The organism is Cognatundibacterium rugosum, assembly GCF_014284365.1.
Taxonomy (GTDB): Bacteria; Pseudomonadota; Gammaproteobacteria; order Burkholderiales; family Burkholderiaceae_D; genus Undibacterium; species Undibacterium rugosum.
The window spans coordinates 39261-55340 of the sequence record NZ_JACOGG010000010.1 but is presented as its reverse complement, the minus strand read 5'-3'; the positions used below and the strand labels follow the sequence as shown (position 1 = coordinate 55340).

Here is a 16080-nt window from a genome sequence, read left to right as displayed (position 1 = left end):
ACCATAGTTTCATGCAAGGCTGTATCCGTCCTTAAGTTGTTCCATCAGACCATCTATACCGGAGAGTGAGCATATGACATGTAGCAATCGTGCAGTACGCATCGCAATAGGTACCTTGTTTTGCGCCAGCGCTTCCCTGAGTCAGGCCGAAACCATCAAAATCGCCTATATCGATCCACTCTCTGGCCCATTCGCACCGGTCGGACAAAACATCCTTAACTCGTTTCAGTATGTGGCAGACAAGGCAAACGCCGAAAAATGGGCGGGCGAACATAAGCTGGAGGTGATTGGCTTTGACAACAAAGGCAGTCCGCAGGAATCCCTGAATGTGTTGAAAACGGTGATAGATAAAGGCTTTCGCTATGTCACCCAAGGCAATGGATCGGGCGTAGGAATGGCCTTGCTGGACGCGATCAATAAACACAATGAGCGCAATCCCGGCAAAGAAATTGTTTACCTGAACCACGCCGCAGTCGATCCGGACATGACCAATAGCAAGTGCAGTTTCTGGCACTTTCGCTTTGACGCTAATTCCGACATGAAGATGGAAGCCCTGACCACCTATATGGCGGCAGATAAGAACATCAAGAAAATCTACATCATTGGCCAGAATTACTCCTTTGGACAGCAAGTGACCCGCGCCGCCAAGGAATATCTGGCCCGCAAACGTCCCGATATCCAAATAGTCGGTGATGATTTGCATCCTATCGGTCAGGTCAAAGATTTTGCCCCCTATATCGCTAAAATCAAGGCTGCGGGTGCAGATACTGTAATCACGGGTAACTGGGGTGCTGATTTGGCGTTGCTGATCAAGGCCGCCAAAGACGCGGACTTGAAAGCGAACTTCTATACCTATTACGCATCGACCACGGGGGTGCCGACAGCGATGGGCGCAGCCGGTATCGATCACGTGAAATATGTCGCCTATTGGAATCCGAATAACGAAACCTTCTCAGGTAAAGATATCGTGGAAGGATTCAAGGCGAAGTACAAAGACGACTATTATTCGATTGCGACATATTCCGTGTTGCTGGGGCTGTCAAATGCGATGAAACAGGCCAAGTCCACTGACCCGGTTAAAGTCGCTTTCGCCATGGAGGGACTGAGCTACCGCAGTCTGAACGGGGAAGTCACCATGCGTAAAACCGATCATCAGTTACAGCAGCCGCTCTATATCGCCACCTGGGTAAAAATCAATGGTAAAGACGTCAAATACGACCAGGAAAATACAGGGTTGGGCTGGAAAACCAATCAAAAAATTGACGCCTTCGTCGCTTCACAACCCTCTTCCTGTCAGATGAAGCGGCCATCATAAGTGAGCCCGAAAGAGAGCCACACGACGGTGTCGGCTCTCTTTTTTTGCCTGAAAATGCTGAATCACGCAGCGTTATGTACGCATACCAGTGGCTGGAAAGGATGTGTTGTGGAATTTATTTTGATAAGTCTGCTCAACGGCGTCAGCTATGGACTACTGCTGTTCATGCTGTCATCAGGGCTGACCCTGATTTTCAGTATGATGGGTGTGCTGAATTTTGCCCATGCCAGCTTTTATATGCTGGGCGCCTATTTCGCGTATATGCTGAGCAGCTATTTCGGCTTTTGGACTGCTTTTTTTCTGGCACCGCTGTTGGTTGGCATCTTGGGAGCAATGGTGGAAAAATACGGTCTGCGTCGTGTACACCGTTACGGTCACATCCCGGAGCTGCTGTTCACCTTTGGCTTATCTTATGTGATCGTAGAGCTGGTGCAGTTGATTTGGGGACGATCCAACGTCCCGTATGCGATTCCAGCTTCGCTGGAAGGTTCCTTATTTACTATTTACAGCACCACCTTTCCTGCTTATCGCGGTTTTATGATGCTGGTTGCACTGGCGATGCTGCTGGCGATTTATGTGCTGTTGACCAGAACCCGCATCGGTCTCGTGATACAAGCGGCGCTGACCCATCCTGAAGCGGTTGAGGCGCTGGGACACAATGTGCCACGCGTCTTTATGCTGGTGTTCGGCGGCGGCTGTGCGCTTGCCGGTCTGGCTGGCGTGGTGGGGGGCAATGCCTTTGTGACTGAGCCGGGAATGGCAGCCACGCTGGGCAGTATCATCTTTGTGGTGGTTGTCGTGGGCGGTATGGGCTCACTGGCCGGTGCGTTTGTCGCCTCGCTGCTGATAGGGATCGTGCAGACATTTGCAGTGGCCTTGGATCATTCGCTTGCCAGTATTCTGCTCAAAGCAGGCATGCCGCTGTCGCCGGATTGGCCCGCTTATGCCTTAGCTCAGGTTACCATCTCTCAGGCAGCACCGGTGCTGCCGTATTTGCTGCTGGTGTTAATACTGATCTTCAGGCCACGCGGCTTATTAGGTAACAGGGAGGGGTAGGCGATGCTGACGACGATAAGATATCAGCCGCTGAATTTGGCACGCTGGCTGATCTGGAGCAGTTTTGCGCTGCTGTTACTGATCGCACCCAAGCTGTTCACGCATGGTGCTGCGCTCTCGCTGCTGTCACAGATAGGCACGCTGATGATTTTTGGCCTGTCTTTTAATATGCTGCTGGGGCAGGGGGGGATGCTGTCCTTCGGACATGCCGTGTATTCCGGGCTGGGCGCTTTCTTTGCGATTCATGCCATGAACCTGGCCGGTGCGGGACAAATCCCGTTGCCTCTGCCTTTAATACCTTTGGCCGGCGGCCTGGCCGGGATGGGTTTTGGCATTCTATTTGGCTATGTAACTACAAAAAAATCGGGTACGACATTTTCCATGATCACCTTAGGAATGGTGGAGCTGGTATTCGCGTGTTCGCTGATGTTCCCTAAATTTTTTGGTGGAGAAGGCGGTATCTCGTCTAACCGGGTATATGGCGAAGCCTTATTCGGCATCAATTTCGGCCCCCAGATACAAGTCTATTACCTGATTGCGGTTTGGCTATTTATCTCTACCGTCGCGATGTTTGCATTTACCCATACGCCGCTGGGACGTATCTGCAATGCTGTACGCGACAATCCGGAACGTGCCGAATTTGTCGGCTATAACACGCAGTGGGTACGCTATCTGACGCTGATCGTATCGGCTTTTTTTGCTGGCGTATCAGGTGGCTTATCAGCGATTAATTTTGAAATCGTCACTGCTGAAAACGTCAGTGCAGTGCGTTCGGGTGCGGTGTTGCTGTTTACGTTCATCGGTGGCATAGGCTTTTTCTTTGGGCCGATGATAGGGGCGGTAATCGGCGTGTTTCTGACAGTCATGCTATCTGATCTGACCAAGGCCTGGCAGTTGTATCTGGGCGTCTTTTTCATCGTGATCGTCATGTTTGCGCCGGGTGGTATCGCCAGCCTGATCATGTTGCAGTTGCGTGTGATGGTGCATGGGATGCTGCGCAAAATTGCCCTGCCTTTCCTCAAAGTCAGTCTGAGCTGTGTACTGGCTTTCTGTGGCTTAGTGATGCTGACAGAGATGCTGTATCAACGCTCACTGGAACAGGCTGCGGGACCAATATTGCATTTGCTTGGGATGACACTCTCTGTACAAAATTGGCAGGACTGGGTACTTGCAGTACTGGTCTTGCTGACTGGGACCACTGGCTTCTTTTTCTTTAGCAAGCCCTATATGTATGTCTGGAACCTCGTTAACACCGAGATAGAAGATAAAATCAGGAGGTCACAGGCATGAGCTTCGCTTTGGAATTGCAGGATGTCAGAAAAAGCTTTGGACAGGCTGAAATTATCCGTGGAGCGAGTTTACAGGTTCCGGCTGGCCAGCGTTTCGCTATCATTGGCCCCAATGGCGCCGGAAAATCGACTTTATTCAATCTGATTTCGGGGCGCTTCGGTATCAGTAGCGGTGATATACGCTTAAACGGGCTTAGCATTGCGAACCTTGCACCCTACCAGATCAACCGGCGTGGTCTGTCACGCAGTTTTCAGATCACAAATATCTTTCACAGGCTCAGCGTATTTGAAAACTTACGCTGTGCTGTTTTATGGTCACTGGGCTACCGCTATTCGTTCTGGCACCGCCTCAATGCGCTGCGCAGAGTCACAGATCAGGCGGAGCAGGTTCTCGAAGAGATAGGCCTGAAACGCAGACGCGATGTGATCGCCGGTTCGTTGACATATGCAGAACAACGCGCACTGGAAATCGGTATCACCATTGCCGGTGGTGCGCAGGTCATTCTGCTTGATGAGCCAACGGCGGGCATGAGCCGTTCAGAGTCAGATGCGGCGGTCGAACTGATACGTCGTGTCACTAAGGGTAAAACCTTACTGATGGTAGAGCATGATATGAGTGTGGTGTTTGGTCTGGCCGACCAGATCGCGGTGGTGGTCTATGGACAGGTGATTGCCTGCGATACACCACACAATATCCGTAACAATCTCCAGGTAAAAGAAGCTTACCTCGGTGGTCATGCCCACACGGGAGAACCGGTATGAGCCATTTACTGGAACTCAGCGATGTACACGCGTTTTACGGTAAAAGTCATGTGCTGCACGGCGTGAATCTGCATGTTAACGCGGGCGAAATTGTGAGTCTGCTCGGGCGCAATGGTGTCGGGCGCTCGACTACAGTCAAAGCAGCCATGGGACTGGTCGATGCGCGTGGGTCCATATTGTTTAAAGGACAGCAGCTGTTAGGGCTGAAGGCCTTTGAGATCGCCCATAAGGGGCTGGGCTATGTGCCTGAGAACCGCGATATTTTCCCAACCCTGACGGTAGAGCAAAATCTGCGGCTGGGTGAAAAGTCGGGCAAAGCCGCTTCTTCACGCTGGCAGATCGATGATATGTATCAGATGTTCCCAAGATTAAAGGAGCGCCAGCATACCCAGGCTGGTGTGATGTCGGGTGGCGAACAACAAATGCTGACACTGTGCCGTACCTTGATGGGTGATCCGGATCTGATTATGATTGATGAACCCACAGAAGGGCTGGCGCCCAAAATTGTTGATCTGGTGGCTGAATACCTGATGACTTTACGACAGAAAGGCATATCTGTGCTGTTGGTTGAGCAAAAACTGGCAATTGCGCTTGATATTTCACAACGCGTGTATGTCATGGGACATGGCAGCATCGTATTTGAAGGTAGCCCGGCAGACTTAAAACAAGACCTGCGCATACGTCAGGAATGGCTGGAAGTGTAAAACAAAGACGCTGCGCCCGCTCGCTGCCGCGATATCATGGCGGTCATTCCGTATTTTCCTGCTCCGTGCATGACCATAATCTGAAGATTTTCGTCTGAAAAAACAATAAATAATACGATCGTACTATTTTTAATGTATAGTCAGACTCAGACCGGAAAATGCATGGCTGGCACAACGCTTACATGTAGCCAATAATAACCATAGAATGACCGGCATGTAGATCTGAGCTAACACATCCAATCTATCCAACAAAGCTGAGGAAGAGACATGAGTGCAGAATATCAAGTACAGGGCAATCTGGCAGTCATTAGCCTGAATAATCCACCGGTCAATGGCCTGGGTCACGCGACCCGCCAGGCCATTGTGCAGGGTATCAGCCGCGCACACGAAGATGCGGCCGTGACCGCCATTATCATTACCGGTGCCGGGAGAGCATTTTCAGGTGGTGCGGATATCAAGGAATTCAATTCACCAAAAGCCTTTGCAGAACCTAGCCTGCATACCGTCATCAGCGTGCTGGAGGACGCAGAAAAACCAGTCATCGCCGCCATCCATAGCGTGTGCATGGGTGGTGGACTCGAGCTGGCGCTGGGCTGTCATTACCGCATAGCGAGCCCGGGAGCGCAGATTGCGCTGCCGGAGGTGAAGCTTGGTATCTTACCTGGTGCCGGTGGTACGCAGCGCTTGCCACGTGCCGTCGGGCTTGAGACCGCGTTGAATATGATTGTTTCCGGCAATCCCGTGAGCTCAGAAAAACTGGCGCAGACTGCACTTTTTAATCAAATCGCCGAAGGGGATTTGATGACTGCCGCTACCGCCTTTGCCAATCAGGTGGCTGCCGTTCGCCCTTTGCCTAAGGTACGTGATATCCGGATTGACTATCCTAACTACGAAGCTTTCCTGCAGTTTTCCAGAAACACCGTCAAAGCCATGTCTGGCCCGTTCCCGGCGCCATTGGCCTGCGTGGACGCCGTCGCTGCCGCAGTCAGTAAGAAATTTGACGATGGCATACAGTTTGAACGCGAGTTATTCCTGAAACTGGTACAAACCACAGAATCGAAGGCATTACGTCACGCGTTTTTCGCAGAACGCGCGGCCAGCAAGCTGCCTGACGTGCCAGACGATACCCCGGTACGCACCATTAAATCGGTAGCTGTGGTTGGCGCTGGCACCATGGGTGGCGGCATTGCAATGAATTTTGCTAACGCCGGCATACCGGTGCGCATACTCGAAATGAAGCAGGAAGCGCTGGACAAGGGCCTGGCGACTATCCGTAAGAATTACGAGAACACGCTCAAAAAAGGCAAACTGACGCAAGAAAAATTCGACCAGCGCGTAGCACTGATCAGTGGCACGCTGGATTATCAGGAAATTGCCCAGGCAGATATTGTGATTGAAGCCGTATTTGAAGACATGTCGGTAAAGCAGCAAGTGTTTCAACAACTGGATGCAGTTATGAAGCCGGGAGCGATACTGGCCTCCAATACATCGACCTTAGATGTAGACAAGATCGCTGCCTTTACCCGGCGTCCGCAGGATGTCATCGGTACACATTTCTTCAGTCCGGCCAATGTGATGAAGTTGCTGGAGATAGTCCGAGGTAAGCAGACTGCGAAAGACGTATTGGCCACCGTCTTGGCTTTATCGAAAAAAATCCGCAAAACCGGCGTGGTATCCGGCGTGTGTGATGGCTTCATCGGTAACCGTATGATAGAACAGTATAGCCGTCAGGCTGGGTATTTGCTGGAGGAAGGCTGCACGCCTGAGCAGGTTGACAAGGCGGTGGAAAAGCTTGGTTTCGCGATGGGGCCGTTCCGTATGGGGGATCTGGCAGGTAATGATATAGGCTGGTATATCCGCAAACGCCGTTATGTGGAGAAGCCACATATCGTGTATTCGAAAACGGCTGATTTGCTGTGTGAAATGGGGCGCTTTGGCCAGAAAACCGGCGCTGGCTGGTATGACTACAAACCAGGGGATCGCAAGCCCTATCCATCGGCAGTGGTCAATGAGATGATCGTTAAGCACTCTGCAGATATAGGCGTGGAACGCAGAAAAATCAGCGACCAGGAAATCACGGAACGTCTGATTTATGCGCTGGTGAACGAGGCCGCCTATATCCTCGAAGAAGGCATTGCTAATCGCGCTTCTGATATCGACATGGTTTACCTGACCGGCTATGGCTTCCCGCTACATACCGGTGGCCCTATGTTTTATGCCGACACAGTAGGTCTGAGCAATGTGGTGAGAGCGATGGAAAAATACGCCAAGGGCCGCCACGGCGAAGCCTGGAAACCCGCGCCATTGCTGGCTAAGCTCGCAGCGGAAGGTAAAACCTTTAACTGAAACATAAACTCAATCTGAGTCGCTTTGATTCGCTGACTCAAACACTGGCCTCCTGCACTATGACAGGAGGCTTTTTTTGTAACCGATTTATCTGCCAGGCAATATCTGAGCATTTCTGCTAGACTCAGCCAAATCACAATCCAATCTCAACCCAATCTCAGCTGAATTCTACTGACATCAATAAATTACATTTGCACTATGGACCTGAGCACTTATTTAGAACGTAGCGGCCTTCAACAATATGCAGCTAACCCAGAATTTGAACAACAAGTGTTGGCTTACGCTGCGGACCTGAAGCTGGTTTTGGCGCACAGTGACGCAAACGATGTGCAATGGCAGTATCAGGTACCGGAGCTGGGTGAAGGTGGCGCCTGTTCTTTGTTTGGGCAATTAGCAGCGCAGCCTTTTGATCTGGCCAGTGCACTGGGCGGCATCAATGCGCAAAATACACAGATGCTGCAGAAAGTCACTGCACTGGTTCAGTTTTATCAGGCTCGCAGCACCAGTCACTGGTTTGGTGTGTACCGCAAACAGGAGCGTGCAGGTGCGGATGCCGTACTGATGAAACTGGCTTACTTCGGCGCTGCGTCACGCGCAGAATTCCCGTTGACCCCCGAATTTGCTGCAATCAGCAACAACAGCACGGTGGGTTTATCTGGACGCGGCAGAATTATCAATGATGTGGCCAGCTATGTTGCAGGCGGTGGCGAATACTATACCTGTGATCCTAAAGTGCAGGCGGAGGCCTGCCTGCCCTTGCTCAATGAACAGGGCGAAGTAGTGGGTATTATCGACTCGGAAGCTTTTGAGCAAAACCTGTTCACTGGACAAGAGTTGGCCTTATTGCTGGCTGTGGTGCTCGCATTGCCTGACATACTGCAAGCCTGAGCCTGCTTGCCTACACCAATCAGCAGACAGTATCCATGAATAAAGACGGGAAGCCCACGCTGGCTTCCCGTCTTTTTGGTCTATGACCCTCGCAAGCGATGTTATAATGCAAGGTTAAATCCCATTCGTAATTGCTTTGTATCCTACAGATCACGCAGCCCTATGCAGCGCCTGACGGACGCAATGCAGTTCACTTTCTATTGCAAAAGGTTCTTCAGTGCTCTCAACAGCTAATATCACCATGCAGTTTGGCCCCAAGCCACTGTTTGAAAACATCTCCGTTAAGTTTGGCGAAGGCAATCGTTATGGTCTGATTGGCGCCAATGGCTGCGGCAAATCCACTTTCATGAAAATCCTGGGCGGCGATCTGGAGCAATCCTCCGGTACTGTTATGCTGGATCAGAACGAACGTCTGGGTAAGTTGCGTCAGGACCAGTTTGCATATGAAGAAATGCGTGTACTCGATGTGGTCATGATGGGCCATACCGAGATGTGGGCTGCGATGTCTGAACGCGATGCGATTTACGCCAACCCGGAAGCAACGGACGAAGACTACATGAAAGCGGCTGACCTGGAAGCCAAATTCGCTGAATACGATGGCTATACAGCTGAGGCGCGTGCCGGTGAGTTGCTGTTAGGCGTAGGCATACCGATTGATCAGCATCAAGGCCCGATGAGTGCCGTTGCACCTGGCTGGAAGCTGCGTGTATTGCTGGCTCAGGCACTGTTCTCCAATCCTGATATTTTGCTGCTGGACGAACCGACCAATAACCTGGACATCAATACCATTCGCTGGCTGGAAGAAGTGTTGAATCAGCGCAACTGCACCATGATCATCATTTCCCATGATCGCCACTTCCTGAATCAGGTCTGCACCCACATGGCGGATATGGATTATGGTACGTTGAAAATCTATCCGGGCAATTACGATGACTATATGCTGGCATCGTCACAGGCACGTGCGCAGCAATTGGCGAACAATGCGAAAGCCAAGGAAAAAGTCGCTGAATTGCAGGATTTCGTACGTCGCTTCTCCGCCAACAAATCCAAGGCGCGTCAGGCTACTTCACGTGCAAAACAGATCGATAAAATCAAGATCGAAGAATTCAAACCATCCAGCCGTCAGAATCCTTTCATCCGCTTTGACGGTGAAAAGAAATTGCATCGTCTGGCAGTAGAAGTCCAGGGGCTCACCAAAAAATACGATCGCACACTGTTCAGCGGCTTTGACCTGATGGTCGAGGCTGGTGAGAAAATCGCGATTATCGGTGCTAACGGCGCGGGTAAAACAACGCTGTTACGCTGTATAGGCGGCACAGGCATCGCTGGTCTGGAAGCAGATCATGGCGTGGCAAAATGGGCTGAAAACGCCAATGTCGGTTATATGCCTCAGGATCCTACCGAAGAATTCGCAGTCGATAAAAACCTGACTGATTGGATTGGTGAGTGGACTCAGGAAGGTGACGATGACCAGGCGGTACGCTCTATCCTTGGACGTTTGCTGTTCGGTGGCGATGATGTGAAAAAATCCGTCAAGGTGCTGTCGGGTGGTGAAAAAGGACGCATGATGTACGGCAAGCTGATGTTGGGCCGTCACAATGTCTTGTTGATGGATGAACCAACCAATCATATGGATATGGAATCCATCGAATCACTGAACGTGGCGCTGGAAAAATATGCAGGCACGCTGATTTTCGTGTCGCATGACCGGGAATTTGTGTCCTCGCTGGCAACCCGTATTCTGGAAATCAAAGATAAAGAAATTATCGACTTCCATGGCACGTATGAAGAATATCTGAACAGCCAGGGCATCGAGTCTTAATTGCTTCGGTTTCAAGTCACAACAAAAAAGCCAGGTTAGCCTGGCTTTTTTATGCGCATTACGAAATGCTTAGTGCCCGGCGGGGGCAAATACACGCAGGCGATGACCATCCGGGTCGAGCACCACAAAGGTATAGCCAAAATCCATGTGAGTAGGCTCCTGAGCAACAGTCAGTCCACGCTGATGCAGAGAGGCGTATGCTTCATTGACCTCATCATTGCTGCCAAGTGCAAAAGCCAGCTCACCACCCACTCCATGACCAGCTACTGAGGGTTCCACCGTCTGACGGCTCCAAAGTCCGAGCATCATACCTGAGGACAGCATAAACATGGCAAAAGTAGGGGATGCTTCTATAGGGGATTTGCCCAACAGGTCTGTATAGAAGCGGACGCTGGTCTCTGTGCTGTTGACGTACAAAAGAATGAAGTTTGGATCGATCATTGAATTCTCCGCAATAGTGAATGAAGTCGGTTTGTACTGTAAAGACGGGTTTGCAGCCCGTTAATCAGCATCATAAGGTGACCTACTGTCATTTTCTGTCAGTAGTCAGCTTTCTCTATTGCGGCGGAATGTTTTCAATTTCACGCCAGGCTTTAAGTAGTACCTGACGACGTTGCGGATAGCGTTGACCGCTGACGCATAGAGAAACAATACGATCAGTTCGAAAATGCCGGTAGCTACTGCGCATTTCGCACCAGCCAATTAAAACCAGCACCTGATCGAAGTAGCCCATTGCGAATGGCCATATCGTACGTACCGTCAATACGTCCTTGAGATCGACATAATGTATTTCTAATTTGCGCTCAGCCCGGATTGCCTGGCGAATTTGGCGTGACATCTCATCATGTCCGCTTAGATTTTTGCATGGACCGACCATTAGGGTCGACGCATCAAGAATATGCCTGAGTTCATCCGGCAATACGGAAGCGATCTTAACAAGGGCATTTTTTGCTGCAGCCCCAAGTTTATCGTCAGTACGCTGTGCAACCCAGCGTGAGCCTAATACCAAAGCTTCAATTTCTTCCTCTGAAAACATCAGTGGGGGCAGCATGAAACCAGGGCGTAACACGTAACCGAGTCCAGGCTCACTTTCAATGGGTGCACCTTGTTGTTGAAGGCTTGCGATATCCCGGTACAGAGTGCGCAAACTAATGCCTAGTTCAGACGCGAGCTGCGTGCCTGTGACAGCCAGGCGACGACTGCGCAATATCTGAATCAGATCCAGTAGACGTTGGGCGCGTGACATGAAATGGCTATTAAATTAAAAAAATAGCCATATTTTGGATGATAAGCTAGTCTTCGTCCAGTGCCGTGCGCCCCTGAACCTGACGTCCCTGATACAACAAAACATCAAGCTGATCACGTAAGTTACGCGCAAAGTCACGCCCCTTGGCTTTCATGACGGCTTCCAGAAAGGGGATGCGTAACTGTTCAAAATCACCCAGATTACTTGCCCGCTCAACTTTGAGCTGCAAGGCGAATCCACGAAATCCCAGGTTAGCTTTGATTGTGTCATTGAAAAAACGGTAAACAGCATGGAACTGTTCTGGCCCTGACAATTCTGGTATGGACGAATCGCTAAGGTAGCTGGTTTCAGTAGATATATCTGGATTTGCATTTGGTGCAGTTTCCGCAACTTCATTGACCGGCGCAACGATCTCCATCGGCGAAATAAAATCACCGTCAATTAACTCTTGGACGCTGTTTTCATCCAAACCCAAGGGCTGAACTTTACGCAATAAATCAGCAGCACTTTGTTTGCCATCGACCATCACCAGCAAGGTACGTAAGCGGTTTGGTAATTGAAATTGTCGGGTGGCGATTTCCTGGCGCCCTTTGTCGGTTTTATCGTAAATACTGGCAAACATGCAACTGCATCTCCATCGGTTTTTCATTCAGGCAGCCCGCCGAATGATGATTTTCGGAAAGCATACCCGAGCGCCATGAATTTGGCTATCAATCGTGGGAGGTAGTGCGTTTTTGCAGTGAAAGTCTATTGTTTCTTCAGATAAATCACGGATCTGGACTGTGATCCTGCTGGCAAATCAGCTGTCGCCGGGTTACGGACCGAGGAGGATGAACATGCGCCACAACTGCTTGAGCAACTGTCACCGCAAGTACGGGATAAGGAACGGAAAAGGCTGGCCAGTGCGGGCGAGGATGATTGCAGATATAAATGCAAACGACTGGCCCATGGTCCCGGTAGCCACTTGAGCAACAAGTACGCAGCGGCCAGGATAAGCAGAGATATCGAGATCACGTTTTGCAGCATATTAGCCTCCAAAAAAGGTACGCGACACTTGATAAGTGATAAATGAAGCTGTATATGCAAGCCCAAACAGATAGGCGACCATCAGCAAAGGATAGCGCAGGGTATTTGTCTCACGTCTGACCACGCTCAGGGTGGCAATACATTGAGGTGCAAACACATACCAGGCCAGTAAAGATAAGGCCGTTGGCAGGCTCCAGGATTGGGCGATCAATGGTTCCAGCGAGCGCGCGAGCTCATCGCCGTTCTGCGACAACGCATACACCGTACCCAGTGCGGCAACAGCCACTTCACGTGCTGCCAACCCGGGCACCAGCGCAATACAAATTTGCCAGTTAAAGCCGATAGGCGCAAACACCACTTCCAGCATGCGGCCCAGATAACCAGCGATACTGTAGTAAATCGCAGGCTGAGTGGCATTATCCGGTGCGCCCGGGAAGCTGCTTAGGAACCACAGCAAGACCATGAGTGCAAGAATGATGGTGCCGACCCGGGTGGTAAACACTTTGACGCGCTCCCACAAACCTAGCAACAAATTGCGGCCATTTGGCAGGCGGTAATCGGGTAATTCGAGCATTAAGGGATGCTTTTCAGCGCTACCCCATTTTTTCTTGAACACCAGCGCCACTAACATGGCAGAGACAATACCCGCCAGATACAGTGCAAACAATACCAGCCCCTGCAGGCTCAACACCCCCAACACTTCGCGCTCAGGGATGAAGGCGGCAATAATTAAGGCATATACCGGCAGGCGTGCCGAGCAGGTCATCAGCGGTGCGATCATGATGGTCACCAGCCGGTCGCGCGGGTTTTGTATGGTGCGGGTGGCCATCACGCCCGGAATGGCGCAGGCAAAGCTGGACAGTAAGGGAATAAAAGCACGACCGGATAATCCGACCTTACCCATCACTCTGTCCAATAAAAATGCAGCTCTGGGCAGATAGCCGGAATCTTCCATCACCAGGATGAAGAAAAACAGGATGATAATTTGCGGCAGGAATACCAGCACGCTACCGGCACCACCGATCACACCCTTGACCAGTAAGCCCTGCAACATCCCTTCAGGCATATGGGTTTCAACCAGCCTACCAAAGGTTTCCATGCTGGACTTGATAAATTCCATGGGAATCTGGGCCCAGGCAAACACCGCCTGAAACACCAGAAACATCAGTATGGCAAAAATAAACGGGCCAACGACAGGATTTAATACCCACTGATCGATACGGAAACTCAGCCTGTGCAATGCCGCCTGTTGTGCAGCCGGACTGCGTACGCACTTCTCAAGTACTGCATTGACTTGGGCCTGTATCGCCTCTGGTGTCTGCTTGTCCAATGCCAGCGGCAAGGCACGTTGCTCAAAGCTTAGTTGTTGCGCTAATACTTCGAGTTCACTGAGCAAATTATCGATACCATGGCTGTCCACTGCGACCGTTTCCACAACTGGAATGTCAAGCTCTGCCTGCAGGCCAGCCACGTCAATTTCCAAGTGGTGGCGGCGCGCCACATCCATCATGTTGACGGCCAGGATGCAGGGCAGATTCAGGCTTTTTAGTTCAAACACCAGGCGTAGCCCACGTTTGAGATTGCTCGCATCCACCACGCACAGCACTGCATCCGGTAACGCTTCATTGGCGCGCTGCCCGGTAATGACTTCTTCTGTGATTTTTTCGTCCGGCGTAATCGCATGCAGACTATACGTACCGGGCAAGTCCAGCACCTGCCAGTGGCGACCGGAAGGAGACGTGAACTTTCCTTCCTTTCTTTCTATGGTGACTCCAGCGTAATTGGCGACCTTTTGGCGCGCACCGGTCAGGCGGTTGAATAATGCAGTTTTCCCGCAGTTGGGATTTCCTACCAGGGCAATACGGGGTGAGGCGAGGGTGGAACTTGTCATTAGCAGCTACCAGGCAGCGCCACACCGATCAGCGCAGCTTCAAAATGTCGTAAAGCAAAGGTGGATTGACCGACGCGGACGGCGACCGGCTCACCACCGAAATATCCCTTGTGCAAAATTTGCACCGTTTCACCACTGACAAAACCCAGCTCTTTCAGACGCCTCGCAATTTCAATATGATTTCCGGGCTGGTCATGTTGCTGGCTGCTGACATCGGTCACAACCGCTTGCGTGCCGACACGTAAGCGGTCCAGCGTAGTGGGAGCGCCATTCAAAAAAGCTTTCATAGAGAGCTGTTCCAAAGTAGGGTAAGGGAAGCGGAGCATAATTTGATGCAATGTGAACAAGAAACAACAAGCTCAGCACAGGCACATTAAATTACTGGTCTTTTCCACTTCTAAATGATAATGAGAATATATCTCAATATCACTCAGTGTACAACACTTCTATGGCTGATGCTGAAAATGCCCCACTTATCGCCGACTCCAATGATCTGCATCAATCAAGATGTACCACAATGCAGCCCGCTGAATTATTTGCTTTGAGCTGTGCCAGCGAGTCTGGCTGCTGCAACTGACATTTCTCTTTGCATGTCCTGTGTCAGCTTCAGCAGGCTGGCTTCGTATTGACGCCTTTCTGACTCATGCAATTCACGTATTTCTTGCTGTTCGAGCTCTAATTTGCGGCATTGTTTTTCTTGCTGTGCGTGCATGTGGCGCAAGATTTGCAGCTCGTCATGCAATTGCTGGCGTTTTTCTTCACTGATTGCCGTTTTCTCTGTGCTTGCGGCCAATTCCTGATCGCGCAGTCTTATCGTGAACTGCAACTCTTGCAGGTCGAGCTTGCTTTGCTCTGCGCTGGTTTTTAATTGCTGATGGCTATTCAATAGTGCCTCATACAGTTGCATCAGACTGGATTGTTCTGAACTTTGACGTGCAAACTGTTCTTGTAGTGCCTGCTGTTGCTGGCGGGCTTGCTGTAACTGCACGTCGAATTGAGATGACCTGGCCTCGAAGCTTGCACGTTCCTCCTGGCGCTGCGTCAGCGCTGCCTGTTGCAAGTGCTCGAACTGCCTCAGTTGCTGCGCATTTTGCTGCTTCAATTCACTTACTTGCTGCTCCTTATCAGTGAAACGCTGTGATAGCGCCTGATGCTCAGCATCCAGCTGCTGCAATGATCTGGATAATTGCGCACCTTGCTTTTCTGCATCTCTTGCGGATTGCCGCCATTCCGCAAGCTCTGCGTGCAATTGTTTAATGGTTGCCTGTAGTTGCTGTTGCTCGGCTTGCCAGTCGCTGCGCTGCGACGCAAAGCTTACCTCTTTTTCTGCAAATTCCGTCTCCTGCGTCCGCACGGCCAGTGCGGCGTCTTCTTTTAATGTTGCGTATAAGGCCTTGACCTGATTCAGTAAGCCTTCGGGCAGGCTGGCTTGCTGTAAGCGCGCCTCGCCTTCCTGACTTTCTTTCCATTGTTTGAGATAGGGAGCGATCGTACTTTTACTGCCGGTATCACCCATGGCTTTTCGTACATTGTCGACCGTCACGGTTTTTCCCGCCACCAGCAATTCGGTCGCTGCGCGGACTACATCTGAATACAGTATGCCAGCTCTAGCCATGATATCCTCAAATAAGATTCTAAATTACGTAATACGTAATATTACATTGAATTTAAATAAAATTCGATTTTAAAAATCAGAAAATAACAATCGATAATGTATATTATCGCGTGTTATAAT

General features: G+C 50.7%; 14 protein-coding genes. 8 read left to right on the top strand and 6 right to left on the bottom strand.

What is annotated here, in order from left to right:
- The first annotated feature begins 73 nt into the window (after positions 1-73).
- The 8 genes from H8K47_RS10755 (at position 74) to H8K47_RS10720 (ending at position 10182) form a co-directional block, all read left to right on the top strand.
- A complete protein-coding gene (locus tag H8K47_RS10755) occupies positions 74-1315 on the top strand; it encodes a branched-chain amino acid ABC transporter substrate-binding protein (protein WP_186881410.1) in 1242 nt (413 codons plus the stop codon).
- 108 nt (positions 1316-1423) lie between these two features.
- Positions 1424-2371: a branched-chain amino acid ABC transporter permease gene (locus tag H8K47_RS10750; protein WP_186881409.1), complete on the top strand. Its 948-nt coding sequence runs from the start codon at positions 1424-1426 to the stop codon at positions 2369-2371.
- Between the two features lie 3 nt (positions 2372-2374).
- Positions 2375-3661: a branched-chain amino acid ABC transporter permease gene (locus tag H8K47_RS10745; protein WP_186881408.1), complete on the top strand. Its 1287-nt coding sequence runs from the start codon at positions 2375-2377 to the stop codon at positions 3659-3661.
- Positions 3658-4422, top strand: a complete 765-nt coding sequence (locus tag H8K47_RS10740; RefSeq protein WP_186881407.1) for an ABC transporter ATP-binding protein — start codon at positions 3658-3660, stop codon at positions 4420-4422. The genes H8K47_RS10745 and H8K47_RS10740 overlap by 4 nt, the downstream gene beginning before the upstream one ends.
- Positions 4419-5126, top strand: a complete 708-nt coding sequence (locus H8K47_RS10735) for an ABC transporter ATP-binding protein (protein WP_186881406.1) — start codon at positions 4419-4421, stop codon at positions 5124-5126. The genes H8K47_RS10740 and H8K47_RS10735 overlap by 4 nt, the downstream gene beginning before the upstream one ends.
- 267 nt (positions 5127-5393) lie before the next feature.
- Positions 5394-7472 carry a 3-hydroxyacyl-CoA dehydrogenase NAD-binding domain-containing protein gene (locus H8K47_RS10730; protein WP_186881405.1) on the top strand — a complete coding sequence of 693 codons (2079 nt, stop codon included), beginning with the start codon at positions 5394-5396 and terminating at the stop codon, positions 7470-7472.
- A gap of 198 nt (positions 7473-7670) precedes the next feature.
- A complete protein-coding gene (locus H8K47_RS10725) occupies positions 7671-8360 on the top strand; it encodes a histidine kinase (protein ID WP_186881404.1) in 690 nt (229 codons plus the stop codon).
- Between the two features lie 217 nt (positions 8361-8577).
- Complete coding sequence (locus H8K47_RS10720) at positions 8578-10182, top strand: ABC-F family ATPase (RefSeq protein WP_186881403.1); 1605 nt, start codon at positions 8578-8580, stop codon at positions 10180-10182.
- 69 nt (positions 10183-10251) lie between these two features.
- Here the strand turns inward: H8K47_RS10720 and H8K47_RS10715 are convergent, their stop codons facing one another.
- From H8K47_RS10715 to H8K47_RS10690, 6 genes are all read right to left on the bottom strand, one after another.
- A complete protein-coding gene (locus H8K47_RS10715) occupies positions 10252-10623 on the bottom strand; it encodes a VOC family protein (RefSeq protein ID WP_186881402.1) in 372 nt (123 codons plus the stop codon).
- 115 nt (positions 10624-10738) lie between these two features.
- Positions 10739-11428: a helix-turn-helix transcriptional regulator gene (locus tag H8K47_RS10710; protein WP_186881401.1), complete on the bottom strand. Its 690-nt coding sequence runs from the start codon at positions 11426-11428 to the stop codon at positions 10739-10741.
- Positions 11429-11474: 46 nt separating this feature from the next.
- Positions 11475-12050: a hypothetical protein gene (locus H8K47_RS10705; RefSeq protein ID WP_186881400.1), complete on the bottom strand. Its 576-nt coding sequence runs from the start codon at positions 12048-12050 to the stop codon at positions 11475-11477.
- Positions 12051-12455: 405 nt separating this feature from the next.
- Complete coding sequence (gene feoB / locus H8K47_RS10700; protein ID WP_186881399.1) at positions 12456-14345, bottom strand: ferrous iron transporter B; 1890 nt, start codon at positions 14343-14345, stop codon at positions 12456-12458.
- Positions 14345-14632, bottom strand: coding sequence for a FeoA family protein (locus tag H8K47_RS10695; RefSeq protein WP_186881398.1), 288 nt, complete (start codon positions 14630-14632; stop codon positions 14345-14347). Before H8K47_RS10695 ends, feoB begins: the two co-directional genes overlap by 1 nt.
- Before the next feature lie 245 nt (positions 14633-14877).
- Positions 14878-15960, bottom strand: a complete 1083-nt coding sequence (locus H8K47_RS10690; protein ID WP_186881397.1) for a DNA-binding protein — start codon at positions 15958-15960, stop codon at positions 14878-14880.
- Positions 15961-16080: the final 120 nt, after the last annotated feature.

Coding starts and splice junctions, on each gene's coding strand:
- H8K47_RS10755 (WP_186881410.1), top strand. CDS start 74: ATGACATGTAGCAATCGTGCAGTACGCATCGCAATAGGTACCTTGTTT.
- H8K47_RS10745 (WP_186881408.1), top strand. CDS start 2,375: ATGCTGACGACGATAAGATATCAGCCGCTGAATTTGGCACGCTGGCTG.
- H8K47_RS10740 (WP_186881407.1), top strand. CDS start 3,658: ATGAGCTTCGCTTTGGAATTGCAGGATGTCAGAAAAAGCTTTGGACAG.
- H8K47_RS10735 (WP_186881406.1), top strand. CDS start 4,419: ATGAGCCATTTACTGGAACTCAGCGATGTACACGCGTTTTACGGTAAA.
- H8K47_RS10730 (WP_186881405.1), top strand. CDS start 5,394: ATGAGTGCAGAATATCAAGTACAGGGCAATCTGGCAGTCATTAGCCTG.
- H8K47_RS10725 (WP_186881404.1), top strand. CDS start 7,671: ATGGACCTGAGCACTTATTTAGAACGTAGCGGCCTTCAACAATATGCA.
- H8K47_RS10715 (WP_186881402.1), bottom strand. CDS start 10,623: ATGATCGATCCAAACTTCATTCTTTTGTACGTCAACAGCACAGAGACC.
- H8K47_RS10710 (WP_186881401.1), bottom strand. CDS start 11,428: ATGTCACGCGCCCAACGTCTACTGGATCTGATTCAGATATTGCGCAGT.
- H8K47_RS10705 (WP_186881400.1), bottom strand. CDS start 12,050: ATGTTTGCCAGTATTTACGATAAAACCGACAAAGGGCGCCAGGAAATC.
- feoB (WP_186881399.1), bottom strand. CDS start 14,345: ATGACAAGTTCCACCCTCGCCTCACCCCGTATTGCCCTGGTAGGAAAT.
- H8K47_RS10695 (WP_186881398.1), bottom strand. CDS start 14,632: ATGAAAGCTTTTTTGAATGGCGCTCCCACTACGCTGGACCGCTTACGT.
- H8K47_RS10690 (WP_186881397.1), bottom strand. CDS start 15,960: ATGGCTAGAGCTGGCATACTGTATTCAGATGTAGTCCGCGCAGCGACC.